Source organism: Micromonospora phaseoli (assembly GCF_900109115.1).
In the GTDB taxonomy this organism is placed as follows: Bacteria; Actinomycetota; Actinomycetes; order Mycobacteriales; family Micromonosporaceae; genus Micromonospora; species Micromonospora phaseoli.
The window spans coordinates 184,954-201,423 of the sequence record NZ_FNYV01000008.1; the positions used below are offsets into that span (position 1 = coordinate 184,954).

Sequence of the window (16,470 nt, forward strand, 5' to 3'; positions counted from 1 at the left end):
CGTCAGGCACCCGCCCCGGCCAGCGCCGCCCAGGTACGCGCCACCCCGGAGCGCAGGTCAGTGGTGGGACGCCAACCGAGTAACGCCGACGCGCGCCGGACGTCGAGCCAGATGTCCCGCCGGTCGAACGTCCGACGTTCCGAGAACTCCACGGTCGGCGGACGGCCGATGGCCGCCGTCACCACCTCCAGCAACTCGGCGAGGGAGGTGGGGCGGCCGGCGCCGACGTTGAGCACCGCGCCGTCAAGGGCCTCACGCGTGTCGCGGTCCAGGTGACGCTCCCGCACCGCCAGCAGGGCGGACACGACGTCGTCGATGTACACGTAGTCGCGGCGTGTCGCCAGGTCACCGAACACCTGCAACGGGCGCTGCGCCGAGGCGGCCTCCAGCCAGTAGGACACGACGCCGAGCCCGCCCCGGGCCCGCTGCCCAGGGCCGTACACATTAGACAACCTGAGTACGACGGGTCGCACGTGGTCGTCCGCCTCCCACAGGGCCCGCTCCTGGGCCAGCTTGGCCTGGCCGTACACGCTGTCCGGACCGAGCGGACTGCTCTCGGCCAGCGGTGGCGGCGCGTCCGGCCGGTACGCAGTCCCGCCAGACCCCAGCAGGACGAAGGTGGGCCGCCTGGCGCCCAGCTTGCACGCCTCCAGCGCGGTGCCCAAGGCGCGCTGGTCCACCTCGACGAGTTCGGGCTGGCCACAGGCCTTACTGGGGGTGATCGTGCTAGCGGCGTAGAAGACCAGATCAGACTGGCTGATCGTGTCGACGAACCGATGATCGTCTGCGGCGTTGCGGGGCCGGGGCACTCGCCGCGGAGACAGGTTGCGGCGATCGAGTGCACGGCACAGGTTGGCCCCGATGAACCCGTCCGATCCGACGACCACCGTGACCGGCGCAGGGACGGTAGTCGTCACCTTGAGACCTCGGTCTCCACCTGGGCCGCCAGCTCCGTGGCGTAGTCGGCGACCCCGTCGCGGGCGGCCAGCAGGTTCCGGTGCAGTGTCTCCAGCAGGTCGAGGGAGTATCCGCTGCGGCGCCACTCCTCCTCGGTGACGCCGTAGCCCAGCCTGCGCCACAGGTCGGCGTTGACCTGCTCGTGCGCGCCGAAGGGCGCGAGCAGCACGATCGGCGTGGCCGACCAGAGCGAATCGATCAGTGTGCCCCCGCCGGTCTTGCAGAGCATCGCGACGCTTTGTCGGGCGAGATCGAACGAGTCATGGTACGACCTGCCCCTTCGGTACTCGACCGTCCCGTCGGGCCCGACCTCCCCGAACGGTGGGAACCCGTCGTCCTGCCAGGCCTCCCAGGTCGGGTCGATCATGAACGTCCGACAGCCGGCTGGCAGGCCGGCCACATCGGCCGGGTCGTGCGCCACCACGTCGACCAGCAGCCCCGCCTGGGCGAATTCCGCCGCATGAGTCCGGTACGTACCCAACCCCCAGCCGCCGCCGTGCGCCAACAGGCGGGGTTCCCGTCGCTGCCACGGCACCGGCTGCTCGTCCGTGACGCGGATACTCGTCGGCGCGGTGCCCCGCTCTGCGTCGAACATCCACACATGGCGGTAGCGCTCCGTCCGCGCCCGGAACAGGTTGAAGGACGCGGTCGATGCGGCGTCGAGGTGACAGACGTCGACCCGGGGAGCCCGAGCCGTCGATGCCTCGTACCGTTCGACGACCGGCACCCAGAAACCGGAGAAGATCACGAGGTGATCCACGTCCACGGCCCGCCAGCGGCGCAGCAGCTCACCGACCGCGGCTTCGTCCAGCGCCGGCAGTTGGTCGCGCACCATCCGCTGGGCGGCCACCGCGAGCTTGAAGTTGCTTCTGAAGGTCACCTTGGCAGCCCTCAGCTTGTCAAGTTCGTCGGGTCGCAGCAGGCGCTCGAACACCTCGACGTGTACATCGATCCCGAGGGTCCGCAACCGGCCGGCCAGGATGAGGGCCGGCACGTGGGTGCCGAGCGTCGCGCCCGACGTGAGCAGGACGACTGTCATCGATGCTCCGATCGTCAGGAGTCAGGCGACGAGACTCGAATCGGTCTCGTCGCGGAGAGCAGGTCGCCCACCTTCGCCTCGAGGGCGGCCCGCCCTGCGCCCGGTGACGCGAACACAGCGAAGAAGAGCCGCCCCCGGGGCGGGGTGAGCGTCCCCGACGCGAGCGGGAGCACCCCGGGACGGTCACCTCGGAACAGCAGATCTGCCTCGTCGAGCGCGGACAGCAGCCTGCCCAACGCGTCGCCGGCGACCACTGGCGTCGTCCGGCAACGCAACCAGCAGCTCAGGCCGACGGCCCCGGCCCGCTGATCGAGCTGCAGGTTGAACAGACCCATCGATCGCCGGGCGTTGACCTCCAGCACCGACACAACCGTGCCGTCGCGCAGCCACAACCCGTCCACGCAGACGGGACCGGTGTAGCCCTCTGCTGCCAGGGCCGCTCCGACCTGTGCGATCACCTCCCGGTGAGCAGGGGTGTCGAGGCTTGCGTGCTGCTCCGGCGAAAGCGGGCCGGAGCCCCGGTACGCGAACTCGGCGTTGTCGACGTGCCGCATACCCCGCCACCGGACGATGGCACCCGGACCGACCTCGATGTGGGTGGAGAAGCTGAGCGCCTCGTCGAAGAGAGGTTGCACCAACAGTTCCACCCTGGCCCCGCGTCCGGCCTGCCGCTCGAGGTGCCGAACGACGGTGTCCAGCATCCGAGGCGAGGTGACCCGCAGTGCGCCCAGGCCCGCCACTCCGTACGGGTCCTTGAGCACGACGTCGCCGTCCGCGTCCTCCACCAGCCGCCGTACCTGCCGGGGCGTGCTGGCGAGGACGGCAGCGCCGGGCAGGCCGGCGCCACGAACCAGGTCGTTGGACCAGACCTTGGAGTTGACGCGCGCGGTCACCTCGGCGGTGGGGAGGGTGGCAACGAGTCCGAGTCGTTGGACGGCCGCGGAGGTTTCCGGCCGGACGGAGTACACCGCCGCGGCCCAGCCGCGCACCTGCGGTAACCCCACGTCGCCGAGCGTGGCCAGGCGCTCTTCCACCGTGGCGTCCTCCGGGCCCGGCACAGCCACGATTCGCGGCGCGATGCCGGCGGCTGCCAGTACCTCGACCAGGCCGTCGTCCATCGGCTCGGCGGTCAACAGCAGGTCACCCGGGGCACAGCCGACCGCCAGGAGCTGGTCCAGGCAGCGGTTACCCCGGTTGCCGCCGACCGCCGGGCTGGCGGGCAACCGCGCGAGATCCGCGGGCCGCCACGCCGCCTCGGCGTCGAACGAGCCGAAGTGGACCGTTGCGGTCACCGGAGCTCCGCGGCTCTCCTCACTGACCATCGGGGTCGAGAGCGAAGTGGCAGAATGCCTTCACCGACTCGAGATGAACGGCGTCCAACGACTCGAAGTCGATCTCGACGTCGAACTCCTCCTCGACGGCGAGCAGGAAAGTGATCATGTGCAACGAGTCGATGCCGATGTCCATCAACAGGTTGGTGTCCGCCGTTGTCTCGTGAGCGAGCGATGGCTCCTCCAGCACCCGCGCGAGCAGGGCCGCCATCCGGGTGATCACCTCGTCCACGCGTTCACTCCCCGCTCAGGTAGAGAAGGATGCACTTCGAACACACCGGCATGAGGCCGTTTTCTCGCAGCACGCTCCGGACCTGGGTGAACCGCTCGCTCTGCCAGATGTCCTGCATGGACTGCTCACCGAGATCACCGATGACGAACTCCGGAAAGAACTTGCATGAGCTGACCCGGCCATCGGCGTGGATCTCGATGCGATTGGACACCGCGAGACAGCGACTACGCCGCTGGGCCGGACGTGACGTGCCGCGGATGAAGTCGTCGATCTCGTCCTCTTCGACCTGCGGCTGGTAACGCACCCGCAGATCCCACACCCGGCCCGCCAGTCGCGCCATCGATTCCTTCAGTACCGGTAGGCACCTGTCGGGCAGCGCGTAGGTGTACGAGTGCCACGTCGGCTTGTCGCCCGGCTCCGGCGGGTTCAGCCAGGAGAACGACTCCGCATAGAGCCGATCCATCGCCGACGCCGTCTCGGGGCTGATGTACCAGGGCAGCAGCCAATAGACCGAGTTGAAACCGGTCTGCTCAGCCCACTCGGTGAACTCGTACATGCGGCCCACCATGTCCTCGCTGACCATGCACGCGACGGACAGCTCGCCCTGGAACTCGCCGCGACGCTGAAGTTCGAGCATCGCCTCGACGTTCTTGAGCGTGCGCCGGAACGATCCCTTGCCCCGCAGGGCCTCGTGCTCCGGCTCGAAGCCATCGAGACTGACCAGCAAGTTGAGCCGCGGCCCGATGGCGAGCAGGTGCTCAGCGTTGCGTTCCATCAGCAGGCCGTTCGTGCACATGTTGACGACCCTTGGCACGGCGCCGAGCAACTTGGCGATCTCGCCGAACCGAGAGTGCATCAGGGGCTCACCGCCCCAGAGGAAGACCTTCGCCGCGTCGGGCGCGGTCGTCTCCAGCACGTCCCGGACGATGTCGAGGTCGAGCTCGGAGCGCTTGCGCTTACTGTCGTAGTTGTGGAAGAACCCCTGCTCGTTCCACTGAAAGCAGTGGTTGCACCGCAGATTGCACCGGTAGGTCAGCTGCATGCTGACCTCTTGCGGGAGGGTGGTGGCGTAGAGCGGATCGACCGCCAGGTTGCGGCGCGTCGCTGACCTGATCGCCACCGTCCGGCGAAGGTCGTGCAGCTCCCCCGGCGTGAAGACTTTTTTGGTGCGTGGGTAGGACATTCGGGCTCCCCGCTTGTCTGTCACGAAACGATCGCTCTCGCTCCAGGCAGGAGCCGTCGCTTCGCCAGATTCGTGATCGGATCCGGGACCGCACGCATCCCTACATGCGCGCAGGCCCCGATACCACGCAGAGCCGGTGGCAGCCGTCCGACGCCGATGTGAGTGTCCTGCTCACGCTGCCACGGGTCAGTGAAAAGAGTGACACACGAGATCGTCGCCGTAAACCCCATCGATCGGCTTACGTATATCGCCAGCCGTCCAGTCGTGCTGCCGGCGTGGCGGGCCCGGCGCGCCAGCGGGTACTGCGTCGGGGCGGTTCGATCGACTGTCTTGGATGGACGAACTCGGGCCGTCAAGATTTCTTTCGCACAGCAGTCTGCTACGCGGTAGCATCCACGCACGGTCCGTTGTAGGCCGTTGCCCTAGCCCCCGGCATGAGTCGCGTCATGCCGAGGTGAGGCTATGGATCAGCGATCCGGTGATAATTTCTCCATCACGCTGCTGGCCGCACCAGGGGCAACCACGGCCCTGGTGTGCCTCGCGGGTGAGATCGACCTGACGGCCAACTCGGCGTTGGCGGACGTGGTCGACCGCCTGTCCACCATCGCACCGACCGAGGTCGTCGTCGACGTTGCTGAAGTCACCTTCGCCTGTTCCACCCTGCCCAACTTCCTTGCCCGAATGCACCTCAATCTTCCAAACCGCTCCGCGCTGGTCGTGTGCCGTCCTACCACCAACGTCCAGCGGCTGCTGGATCTCACAGACATGGGCCAGATCGTGACGCTGCGTGACGATCTGCCAACGTCTGGTTCCTGGGCACCACGCCGCACCTCACCCGCAACCACGGCCGCCCATGAGCCGTTGCTCGGCGGTCGATGATCACTTCGCAGAATCCGGCCGGGGTTGGGGCGCACCGCCTCCGGTCTCATCGGCTGACCTCACCTCTCTGCAGCACCCTTCTCACTGCCGGAGCCCCGGCCGGACGGTGGCCTACGGCAGTGTGTGTGGGCACTGTCGAGCTGAACCGTTGGTGCTATCACGCAGGGCTGGCCGACCAGCAAACGACGGCGGTCACCGCGCAACGGCTAGCCTGCCGTCATGGCGAGTACCGAACTGGATGAGCTGATCGTCGCGGACGCCGAGGCGCTACGCGCGTGGTTGTCGGTCAACCACGCCACGTCGCCCGGTGTCTGGCTTGCCCTGACCAAGAAGGGCGGCACAGTCACCACACTGACCTGGCAGCAGGCGGTTGACGAGGCCCTGTGCTTCGGCTGGATCGACGGGCAGGCCCGTAAGCGCGATCAGGAGACCTCCTGGATCCGGTTCACCCCGCGCCGGCCCCGCAGCTCATGGTCACAGCGCAATGTAGCCCACGTGGCCCGGCTGGAGGCCCAGGAGCGAATGCTGCCCCCGGGCCGCGCCGCAGTAGAAGCCGCGAAGGCGGACGGCAGGTGGGCGGCCGCCTACGCCCCGCCCTCGGAAGCCGAGGTGCCGGCCGACCTCCTCGCCGCGATCGCCGCCGACCCCGCCGCCCAGGCCATGTTCGACGTACTCACCAAGACCAACCGCTTCGCTCTCATCCACCGCGTCAATGCCGTCAAACGGGCGCAGACCCGGGAGCGGAAGATCAGCGAATTCGTCGCCATGCTCGCCCGTCACGAGACGATCTACCCGCAGAAGGCGGAGCCTCCGAACCCGCGGCCAACCCCATGACGTCACCGGCGACGAGTGCTGCCGAAGCCCGAACGCACCGCGTTGGTGAGCGGCTGGAATGGCCGCGCGGCCGGCCGCGGCCGGCGCGTAGGTGATCATGCCCGTACGCAATCCACGTTAGGGCGGGGCCGCGATCGCCACGATCCGATAGTCCGCACCCGGCGCGAAGGTCTGACTACGCAGCCTCGACCTTTCCTCGCTGGAGTCGGTAACGGCCCTGGGCGACGCCCTGCGGGATGAGGGCCGCCCGATCCACATCCTGATCAACAACGCGAGCGTGATGAGGCCGCCGCACCGGCAGACCACGGCCGACGGATTCGACATGCGTGCCTACCGCCAGTCGAAGATCGCATTCGGGCTGTTCGGCCTCGAACTGGACCGCCGCAGCAGGGCGCACGGTTGGGGCGTCACCAGCAACCTCGCCCACCCAGGAGTGGCCCCCACCAGCCTCCTCGCCGCCGACCGGATCTCGGCCGCAGCCAGGACACTCCCCAGTTCCGCCTGATCCGGGCCATGTCCGCACGCGGCATCCTGCTGGGCACCGTCGAGACGGCGAAGCTGCCCGCGCTCCTGGCCGCGACCGGCCCCCACGCCAAGCCTGGCCTGCTCTACGGACCCAGCGGCCCCGGCAACCTCGGGGGTCCACCCGCCGAACAGCGGATGTACCCGCCACTGCGCAGCGCGGAGGAGGCCGCCCGCATCTGGCAGGTCTCCGAAGAGCTCACCGGGACCGCATTCGTCGCGGCCACATGAGCACCCTCACCGCTCGCACGTCGAAGCCCGCGCGGCCGTGCCGGCGTCGGTCAGCGGTCGACGGCGGCCATCTTTCTCCTCGAAGCGATTATCGGCCATGAGCGGTGGCCACCGCCGTTGATCGGGCCGTCGGCCGAAAGTCCCCGCCCGGACTCCGTAGCCTTGTGCTGGTGACATCTGTGCGGGAACGGATCAGGGCGGTTCTCGCCGGGGCGGTCGACTACGAGGCGGGGCTGGACGCGCTGACCGTCACACCGTCGGCCGAGGTCGACCCGGAGTTGGTGGCCGCCAAGGACGAGGCGTGCGCGCGGCTGTGGCGGGGCGGGTGGCAGCCGGCCGAGCTGCACCGGGTGATCGCCCGGCGGGGCCGCCCGCACCAGGCCGACCTGGTCACCGACGCGGTCGCCGCGCACCTGCGACAGTTTCCCCGGGCCACGGTCGACGGGCGGTGGCTGGCGCAGGCGGACATCCTCGGCGCGCGGGTCTGGTGGACCGGCGACGCGACGTACGTCGACGAACTCGCGGCCCGCTGGCGGCTCGACCGGGTGGCCGTACTCGATCTGGTGTTGGGCCTGCTCGCCATCCTGGCCACGCTCCCGCCGATCGAGGTGCTCGTTGCCCCGCCGGGGTCCGCCGCCGCGCCGGCCGACCGGTCGGGCGCCGTCGGGTCGTCCCGGATCGACGCCCGCCTGCTCGACCGGGTACGCGCCCTGCTCGCCAAAGCGGAGTCAACGACCTTCCCGGCCGAGGCGGAGGCGTACACCGCCAAGGCCCAGGAGCTGGTCACCCGGCACAGCCTGGACGAGGCGCTGCTGGCCGCCCGGGGCGGTGACGCGGCGCCGGTGGTGCCGTACGCGCGGCGGATCGGCGTGGACCACCCGCACGAGAAGGAGAAGGCATCCCTGCTGGACGCCGTCGCCCGGGCCAACCGCTGCCACACGGTCTCCTCACCGGAGCTGGCGTTCAGCACCGTCTTCGGGTTCGACACCGACATCGACGCGGTCGACCTGCTCTACACCTCCCTGCTGGTGCAGGCGCACCGGGCGATGGCCCGGGCCGAGCCGCCGGGCGGCAAGGCCGGTCGCAGCCGCCTGAAAACGTTCCGCCGATCCTTCCTGGTGGCATTCGCGGACCGGATCGACGAACGACTGGCCGGCGCGGCACAGCTCGCGCTGGCGCAGGCCACCGGTCGGGGCGAGGGGAACGGGATGACCGACCCGGCCGACCTGCTGCCGGTGCTCGCCTCCCGAGACGAGCAGATCCGCGAGACCATGCGGCGGGTCTTCCCCCACACGGTCCGGGCCCGGGCCAGCCGGGTGGACAGCCGCGAGGGCTGGGAATCCGGCCGGCAGGCCGCTGACCGCGCCGCCCTACCGACCGACACCACACGGCACCGGTAGTCCTGCCGCCGCACGGCACGGCAGAACTAGTGAACGGATGCCATCAGCAGTCGGTGCCGCCCCGCTTGGGACCAAGGTCCTGTCGGTTCGGGTCGTTGCGATCAGGTACGACGACGCCCGAGTAACGAGAGTGGACAGTGGGCGAACAGTACAGCAGCCGGCTCCCGACCAGAAGGATGCTGCCATGGCCGACACCGCCATCGTCAACCGAAGGCATACCGAGGCACCGGACGAGACCGACAGCATGATCGCCACGCTGGTCGAACACGGCCTCGGCGCGCTGGCCACGTACGACAGCTTCACCCAGGAGCAGATCGACACGATCGTCGCCAAGGCGTCGGTCGCCGCGCTGAGCCGGCACACCGAACTGGCGCGGTTGGCCGTCGAGGAGACGGGCCGGGGAGTGTTCGAGGACAAGGCCGTGAAGAACATCTTCGCGTGTGAGCACGTCCCACACCACATGGCCGGGCTCAAGACCGTCGGGGTCGTCTCCCGGGACGAGATCAACGGCATCGTCGAGATCGCCGAGCCGGTCGGTGTCGTCTGCGCGGTCACCCCGGTCACCAATCCGACCTCCACCACGGTCTTCAAGGCGTTGCTCGCCCTCAAGACCCGTAACCCGGTCATCTTCGCCTTTCACCCGGCCGCCCAGCAGTGCAGCGCCGAGGCGGCGCGCATCGTCCGCGACGCGGCGATCGCGGCGGGCGCGCCGGAGCACTGCATTCAGTGGATCGCGAATCCGTCGGTCGCGGCGACCGGTGCCCTGATGCGGCATCCCGGCGTGTCGGTCATCCTCGCCACCGGTGGCAACGCCATGGTGAGGGCGGCCTACTCGGCAGGCAAGCCGGCGCTGGGCGTCGGTGCCGGCAACGTGCCCGCGTACCTGCACCGGCACGCGAAACTCTCCCGCGCGGTGCACGACGTCGTGCTGTCCAAGTCGTTCGACAACGGGATGGTGTGCGCCTCCGAACAGGCAGCCATCATCGACGCCGAGATTTTCGCCGCCGCGCTGGCCGAATTCACCCGGCTGCACGCCTACCGGGCCACCGAGCAGGACAAGACCAAGCTCGAGAACCTCATCTTCGGTGCGGCGGCAGGCAGCGAGAACTGCGCCCAGGCGCGACTAAACGCGGAGGTAGTCGGTCAGAGCGCGGAGTGGATCGCGCAGCGGGCCGGCTTCACCGTGCCACCCGGTACCTCGATCATCCTTGCCGAGGTGCGCGGTGTGGGGCCGGCCGAGCCGCTGACCCGGGAGAAGCTGTGCCCGGTGCTCGCCGTGCTCCGGGCCGACTCCACCGAGCAGGGCTTCGACTACGCCGCGCGGATGGTGGAGTTCAACGGACTTGGCCACAGTGCGGTCATCCACACCGAGGACGAAGCCGTGGCCGAGGCGTACGGCCGGCGGGTCAAGGCGGTCCGGATCATCTGGAACGCGCCGGCCTCGCAGGGCGGTATCGGCGACATGTACAACGCCTTCCTGCCATCTCTGACGCTCGGGTGTGGCAGCTATGGACGCAACTCGGTGTCCAACAACGTCAGCGCGATCGACCTGATCAACATCAAGCGGATCGGCCGGCGCAGCAACAACCTTCAGTGGTTCAAGGTGCCGCCGAAGATCTACTTCGAGCCGAACTCGATCCGCTACCTGACCGACATCTCCGATGTGCACCGGGTCACCATCGTCACCGACCACACCATGACCCGGCTCGGCTACGTGGACCGGATCATCACCGTCCTGCAACGCCGGCCGGAACGGGTCGCCCTGCAGATCATCGACGACGTCGAGCCGGAACCGAGCCTGGCCACCGTCGACCGCGGCGCGGAGCTGATGCGCTCCTTCCGACCGGACACCATCGTCGCGCTCGGCGGCGGGTCGGCGATGGACGCGGCCAAGGTGATGTGGCTGCGCTACGAGCACCCGGAGGTGGTCTTCTCCGACATGCGGGAGAAGTTCTTCGACGTGCGCAAGCGTGCCTTCACCTTCCCCACCCTCGGCGAGCGGGCCCGGCTCGTGTGCATCCCGACCACGTCGGGCACCGGCGCGGAGGTCACCCCGTTCGCGGTCATCACCGATGGCACAACCGGCAAGAAGTACCCTCTGGCCGACTACGCCCTCACGCCCAGCGTCGCCATCGTCGACCCGGTACTGGCCGCCGACCTGCCACCGACGATCACCGCCGACAGTGGCTTCGACGCGCTGACCCACGCCATCGAGTCGTACGTCTCCGTCTACGCCAACGACTTCACCGACGGACTCGCCCTGCAGGCCATCAAAATGATCTTCGCCTACCTCGCTCGGGCGACCACCAGCGGGGCGAACGACCCCGAGGCCCGGGAGAAGATGCACAACGCCGGCACCATCGCCGGGATGGCCTTCGGCAGCGCGTTCCTCGGCATCGTCCACGCCATGTCCCACACCCTGGGGGCGACCTTCCACATCGCGCACGGCCGCACCAACGCCGTCCTGCTGCCGCGCGTTATCCGGTACAACGGCTCGGTACCCACCAAGCTCACCGGGTGGCCCAAGTACGAGAGCTACCGGGCGCCGGAGAGGTTCCAGGAGATCGCCCAGATGCTCGGGCTGCCCGCCGCCACCGCGTCGGAAGGAGTGGAGTCCCTCGCCCACGCGGTCGAGCAACTCCGCCGTGACGTCGGCATCGAGGAGTCCTTCCAGCAGCTTGGCGTCGACGAGCAGGCGTTCCTCGACGCCGTGCCGCAGCAGGCCCTGAACGCCTACCAGGATCAGTGCGCGCCGGCCAACCCCCGGATGCCGATGCTTGACGACATGCAGGACATCATGCGAGCCGCGTACTACGGCAAGTGATCGTCTCCGACAGGTGGGCCGGTGGTGACCGGTGTCGCCGCTGGCCGCAGCCGACGGGCGGCGGTCAGTACACGCTCAGACCCCGGTCGCGGAACTGACAACGAACCCGGTCGAGCAGCTCCGGTCCGGGCGGGTCGACGCCGGCGAGCGGGAAGTCGAGACCGAGGGCGGTGTACTTGGCGGTACCCAGCCGGTGAAACGGCAACACCTCGACCCGCTCGACGGTGTCCACACCGGCGACGAGGTCGGCGACCGCGTCGACGTTGGCCGGGTCGTCGGTCAGGCCCGGCACGAGCACGAAGCGGACCCAGACCGGCTTGCCGAGCATCGCGAGCCGGTGCGCGAAGCGTACGGTCGCCGCCAGGCTGCCGGTGCGGGTCACCTTGCGGTAGGTCGCCGAATCACCGGACTTGATGTCGAGCAGCACCAGATCGACGTCGGCCAGCAGCACGTCATCCGCGCGGTCGCCCAGGAACCCGCTGGTGTCCAGGGCGGTGTGCAGGCCCATCTGCTTGCACCCGGCCAGCACCTCGCGCACGAAGCCGGGCTGTTGCAGGGGCTCGCCCCCGCTGAGGGTGACGCCGCCACCGGAGACCTTGATGAACCGCTCGTACCGGCGGATCTCGGTGAGCAGGTCCTCGACGCTGGTCGACTCGCCGCTGCGGCGGTACCAGGTGTCGGGGCTGTGGCAGTACTGACAGCGCAGCGGGCACCCGGCCAGAAAGGCCACGAAACGGGTGCCGGGCCCGTCCACACCCGTCGAGATGTCGAAGGAGTGGACGGACCCGACACAGGGACCTGCTGTCACAACGCACCGTGGAATGTGCGGGAGATGACGTCGTGCTGCTGCTCGCGGGTGAGCCGTACGAAGTTGACCGCGTAGCCGGAGACCCGGATGGTCAGCTGCGGGTAGTTCTCCGGGTGCGCCATCGCGTCCTGAAGGGTGGCCCGGTCGAGCACGTTGACGTTGAGGTGGAAACCACCGGCGTCGGTGTAGCCGTCGAGCACGCCGGCCAGGTTGCCGATCCGTTCGTCGCGGGTGCGGCCCAGGCCGTTCGGGGTGACCGTGGTGGTCAGCGAGATGCCGTCGCGGGCGCAGTCGTAGGGCAGCTTCGCCACCGACAGCGCCGCCGCGACCAGCCCGTGCCGGTCACGCCCGTTCATCGGGTTGGCGCCCGGCGCGAACGGCTCGCCCGCGCGCCGGCCGTCCGGGGTGTTGCCGGTGTGCTTGCCGTAGACGACGTTCGACGTGATGGTCAGCACCGACAGCGACGGTTCGGCGTCGCGGTAGGCCGGCTGCCGGCGGATCTTGTCCATGAACCGCCGCACCAGGTCCACGGCGATGGTGTCGGCGCGGTCGTCGTTGTTGCCGAAAGTCGGGAAGTCGCCGTCCACGGCGTAGTCGACGACCAGCCCGGTGCTGTCCCGCAGTGCCTTGACCTGGGCGTACCTGATGGCCGACAGGCTGTCGACGGCCACCGAGAGCCCGGCGACGCCGGTGGCCAGGAAGCGGTGCACCGGGTGGTCGTGCAGAGCCATCTCGAGACGTTCGTAGGCGTACTTGTCGTGCATGTAGTGGATGACGTTGAGCGCGTCCACATAGGTCTCTGCCAGCCAGTCCAGGGTGTTGTCGAAGGCGGCGAGCACCTGGTCGAAATCCAGCACGTCGCCGGTGACCGGCGGGCTCGCCGGTGCCACCTGGTCGCCGCTGATCTCGTCACGGCCGCCGTTGATCGCGTACAGCAGGGCCTTGGCCAGGTTGGCCCGCGCGCCGAAGAACTGCATGTCCTTGCCGACACGCATCGCCGACACACAGCAGGCGATCGCGGTGTCGTCGCTGTACACGGGCCGGATCAGGTCGTCGTTCTCGTACTGGATCGAGCTGGTGTCCATGGACACCTGGGCGCAGAAGCGCTTGAAGCCGTCCGGCAGCTGCGGTGACCACAGTACGGTGAGGTTCGGTTCCGGTGCGGGTCCGAGGTTGTAGAGAGTCTGCAGGTACCGGAAGCTGCTCCGGGTCACCAGCGGCCGGCCGTCGGCGCCGATGCCGCCGATCGCCTCGGTGACCCAGGTCGGGTCGCCGGAGAAAAGCTGGTCGTACTCCGGGGTGCGCAGGAACCGGATGATCCGCAGCTTGATGACGAAGTCGTCGACCAGCTCCTGCGCGGCCGACTCGGTGAGCGTGCCCTCGTCGATGTCGCGCTGCAGGAAGATGTCGACGAACGACGAGGTGCGCCCGAGCGACATGGCCGCGCCGTTCTGCTCCTTGGTCGCGGCGAGGTAGGCGAAGTACAGCCACTGGATCGCCTCGCGGCCCGTCGTGGCCGGTCGGGAGATGTCGGATCCGTAGGCGGCGGCCATCGTCTTGAGCTCGTCGAGCGCGCGGATCTGCTCGGCCAGCTCCTCACGGGCGCGGATGACATCCTCGGACGACAGCTGGGTGTCCAGCTCCGCCTTACGCTCCCGGCGCTCGTCGATCAGGCGGTCGATGCCGTACAGGGCCACCCGGCGGTAGTCGCCGATGATGCGACCCCGGCCGTAGGCGTCGGGTAGGCCGGTGATGATGTGCGAGCGCCGCGCGGACAGGACGTCCGCCGGGTACGCGTCGAAGACACCGTCGTTGTGGGTCTTGCGGTACTGGGAGAAGATCGCCTGCACGGTCGGGTCCAGCGTGTAGCCGTACGCCGTCAGCCCCGCCTCGACCATCCGCAGGCCGCCGGCGGGCATGATGGCCCGGCGAAGCGGCGCGCTGGTCTGCAGCCCGACGATCAGCTCGTGCGATCGGTCGATGTAGCCCGGCGGGTGCGCGGTGATGCTCGACGGGGTACGCGCGTCGACGTCGTAGATTCCGCGCTTGCGCTCCTCGACGAACATGCGCTGCAGCTCGCTCCAGAGCCGCTGCGTGCGGTGCGTCGGCCCGGCCAGGAACGCCGCGTCACCGGTGTAGGGCGTGACGTTGTCCTGAACGAACGCGGCGAGGTCGATCGCCTCCCGCCAGGTCGCCCCGGTGAACCCCCGCCAGGCGTCTTTGCGTTCCTGCACCATGGCTCCTCCTCGTCTCTGCCCTCAGTTTCGTCAGTGACCACAGAGCCGGGTCAGGGTCGAAGTGCCCGGGAGGCGGAGCCACCCGGGCACTTCGGGGCCGGGCCAGCGGCACCATGATCTCCGGTCGCGGGTCGGAGCTCAGGCATCCGACCGTGGCTGCACCGAGGCCGGGCCGGGCTGGAGCAGCTACCGGGTTTGCTCGCGGCGAGCTGTCGTTGCAGTCCATGGACCACGGCCCAGCACCTACTCCCGCCAGCCGGTCAGCTCGACCCCCTTGGCCAGTTCCACCCGGAAGCCCAGCGCGACCTCGCCGCTGTCGCCCGGCGCGAGCGACAGCCGCCAGGTCAGCTCCCCCAGCTCCGTACGCTCGACCGGCGGCGGCACGACGGTCGTCTCCCGCACGACCACCGCCTCGTCGCGCGACACCGGCAGTTGATCACGCACCTCGACGGTCGCCGGGCGGGGCGTGTGGTTGGCGACGGTGATCCGGTACTCCACCTCCCGCCGCCGGGTCGAGGAGAGCGTGGTCTTGGTCTCGGCGCGCCGATGCAGCTTCCGCTCCACCCGCAGCCGGTCGTCCACCCCCAGAGCCAACTCGGTCTCCTCACCCGGCGCCCACATCGGCAGCCTGCTGGACGCGACGAAGTCGGCGTCGTGGAACACCGCGGCCGGCCCGGGAAGCAGCGTGTGCTCCGACGTGTTGCGCACCTTGGCCCGCAGGTACGCCTCCGCAGCGCGGACCGGCGCGGTGACGTGGTCCAGCCGGGCTGGCAGCTCCAGCACAGCGATGGTGGCCCGGTGCGCGCTGCCGTCGGCCGGCACCGCCACCGATCGGGCCGGCCGGTAGGTGGCCGCGCTGACCCCCTGCTCGACCTCGGCGACGCTCTCCCGCAGCCACGGACGGCCCGCCGCGGAACGGGCCGGACCGCCGCCGGCCGGAGCCGCGCCGGGCAGCGGCACCGGCAACCCGAGCGGCATGTCCACCGACACCGCGCGCGCGGGCGCCGGCCGGATCCGGTCGAGATACCAGGGCGACAGTTCGGGTACGCCGGTCGCCGCCGCCGGCCGGGCGGTGGAAAGTTGAAGTTCACACTCCGGCCAGTCCTCCCCGGTGCTCTGGCTGACCATCCCAAACCAGGTGACCGTCATGGTGTCGTCGACCAGCCGCAGGTCGTAGGAGGGTTGCCACCGGGCCCCCTCCACCAGGTAGGTCAGCTCCAGCTCGACATCGGCGTCGTCGACCTCCACCGCCACGATCACCTCGGCAGCCAGCCGGTCCGGCTCCCGCTTGCCGTGCGCGGCGTCGAGGTCGCGCCCAACCGCGGCCAACTCCTCCGCCAGCCCGGTACGCCGACGGGCCAGCCCGCGCCGACGGGCCCGCGAATCGACGAGCTGGGCGGCCACCGAGTCGGTGAAGGCGGCCACATCGCTCGACGCCACATCGCCAGCGGCCAGGGCGCGGGCATACGTGCCACTGGCCCGCCCGGCCAGCCGGGTGAGGAACTCCCCGCGCTGCTCCTCGATACCGTCCGCGTCGTCGACCTCGGCCAACTCGTCGGCCAGCTCGCGACGACGCTGCTCCAAGCCGATGACCTGCACGTCGGTGCTGCGGGCCTGCCGCCAGGTGGTCACGTCCACGCCGAGCACGGTGGCCGGGCCCCGACCGCCGACCCGGACCGAGTCCCGCCGCAGGCCGAGCGGGAGTGGCGCGACGCGTACCCGGTGCCGGCCGGCGGCCAGCTGAGCACCACCACGCCGGGTGACCCGGGCCCGGTCCGGATAGACGGTGACGCCGACGACGGGTGCATCGATCTCCGCAGTGTCCACGGCGGCGAGGGTAGCCGAGCAGCGCTCACGTCCCCGCCGACGACAAGCGGAGGACGGCGCGCCGCAACCCCGTCACCGGCCACCCAACCCCTCACCCTGCTGGGACCGCACCCTCTTCCTCGACCCCGGCGGCGACCTCTGGTTCGTGCGCCAGGCGCCCGGGACC

At 69.7% G+C, this 16,470-nt stretch carries 14 protein-coding genes; 6 read left to right on the forward strand and 8 right to left on the reverse strand.

Annotation, left to right across the window (positions count from 1 at the left end; translation table 11 throughout):
- Positions 1-2 precede the first annotated feature (2 nt).
- Genes BMY89_RS20835 through BMY89_RS20850 form a run of 5 tightly spaced genes read right to left on the reverse strand, consistent with a single transcriptional unit; the run spans position 3 to position 4,742 of the window.
- A complete protein-coding gene (locus BMY89_RS20835; RefSeq protein WP_170147758.1) occupies positions 3-917 on the reverse strand; it encodes an NAD-dependent epimerase/dehydratase family protein in 915 nt (304 codons plus the stop codon).
- Positions 914-1,996: a hypothetical protein gene (locus tag BMY89_RS30485; RefSeq protein WP_170147757.1), complete on the reverse strand. Its 1,083-nt coding sequence runs from the start codon at positions 1,994-1,996 to the stop codon at positions 914-916. The genes BMY89_RS20835 and BMY89_RS30485 overlap by 4 nt, the downstream gene beginning before the upstream one ends.
- Positions 1,997-2,010: 14 nt before the next feature.
- Positions 2,011-3,288, reverse strand: coding sequence for an ATP-grasp domain-containing protein (locus BMY89_RS20840; protein WP_139217981.1), 1,278 nt, complete (start codon positions 3,286-3,288; stop codon positions 2,011-2,013).
- 19 nt (positions 3,289-3,307) lie between these two features.
- A complete protein-coding gene (locus BMY89_RS20845; protein ID WP_092381710.1) occupies positions 3,308-3,559 on the reverse strand; it encodes an acyl carrier protein in 252 nt (83 codons plus the stop codon).
- A 4-nt stretch (positions 3,560-3,563) separates the two neighbouring features.
- Positions 3,564-4,742: a radical SAM protein gene (locus tag BMY89_RS20850; protein WP_092381711.1), complete on the reverse strand. Its 1,179-nt coding sequence runs from the start codon at positions 4,740-4,742 to the stop codon at positions 3,564-3,566.
- 462 nt (positions 4,743-5,204) lie between these two features.
- Here BMY89_RS20850 and BMY89_RS20855 point away from each other — a divergent pair, with 462 nt between their 5' ends.
- The 6 genes from BMY89_RS20855 to adhE all read left to right on the forward strand — a co-directional run bounded on the left by BMY89_RS20855 (position 5,205) and on the right by adhE (position 11,432).
- Positions 5,205-5,621, forward strand: a complete 417-nt coding sequence (locus BMY89_RS20855) for an STAS domain-containing protein (protein ID WP_092381712.1) — start codon at positions 5,205-5,207, stop codon at positions 5,619-5,621.
- A gap of 219 nt (positions 5,622-5,840) precedes the next feature.
- A complete protein-coding gene (locus tag BMY89_RS20860) occupies positions 5,841-6,455 on the forward strand; it encodes a YdeI/OmpD-associated family protein (protein ID WP_092381713.1) in 615 nt (204 codons plus the stop codon).
- 322 nt (positions 6,456-6,777) lie between these two features.
- Positions 6,778-6,960: a hypothetical protein gene (locus BMY89_RS30700; protein ID WP_198414063.1), complete on the forward strand. Its 183-nt coding sequence runs from the start codon at positions 6,778-6,780 to the stop codon at positions 6,958-6,960.
- Between the two features lie 8 nt (positions 6,961-6,968).
- Positions 6,969-7,208: a Rossmann-fold NAD(P)-binding domain-containing protein gene (locus BMY89_RS30705; protein ID WP_198414065.1), complete on the forward strand. Its 240-nt coding sequence runs from the start codon at positions 6,969-6,971 to the stop codon at positions 7,206-7,208.
- Positions 7,209-7,378: 170 nt separating this feature from the next.
- On the forward strand, positions 7,379-8,608 hold the full coding sequence (locus BMY89_RS20870) for a DUF2786 domain-containing protein (protein WP_232521456.1): 1,230 nt from the start codon (positions 7,379-7,381) through the stop codon (positions 8,606-8,608).
- Between the two features lie 184 nt (positions 8,609-8,792).
- Positions 8,793-11,432 carry a bifunctional acetaldehyde-CoA/alcohol dehydrogenase gene (gene adhE / locus BMY89_RS20875; protein WP_092381714.1) on the forward strand — a complete coding sequence of 880 codons (2,640 nt, stop codon included), beginning with the start codon at positions 8,793-8,795 and terminating at the stop codon, positions 11,430-11,432.
- Positions 11,433-11,496: 64 nt separating this feature from the next.
- On the opposite strand, the gene pflA is transcribed toward adhE, so the two are convergent.
- The 3 genes from pflA to BMY89_RS20890 form a co-directional block, all read right to left on the reverse strand.
- Positions 11,497-12,240, reverse strand: a complete 744-nt coding sequence (gene pflA, locus BMY89_RS20880) for a pyruvate formate-lyase-activating protein (protein ID WP_092381715.1) — start codon at positions 12,238-12,240, stop codon at positions 11,497-11,499.
- Entirely contained in the window at positions 12,237-14,477 is a 2,241-nt protein-coding gene (gene pflB, locus BMY89_RS20885) for a formate C-acetyltransferase (RefSeq protein WP_092381716.1), read from the reverse strand. Before pflB ends, pflA begins: the two co-directional genes overlap by 4 nt.
- Positions 14,478-14,720: 243 nt before the next feature.
- A complete protein-coding gene (locus BMY89_RS20890; protein WP_092381717.1) occupies positions 14,721-16,304 on the reverse strand; it encodes a DUF4139 domain-containing protein in 1,584 nt (527 codons plus the stop codon).
- Between the last annotated feature and the right edge of the window lie 166 nt (positions 16,305-16,470).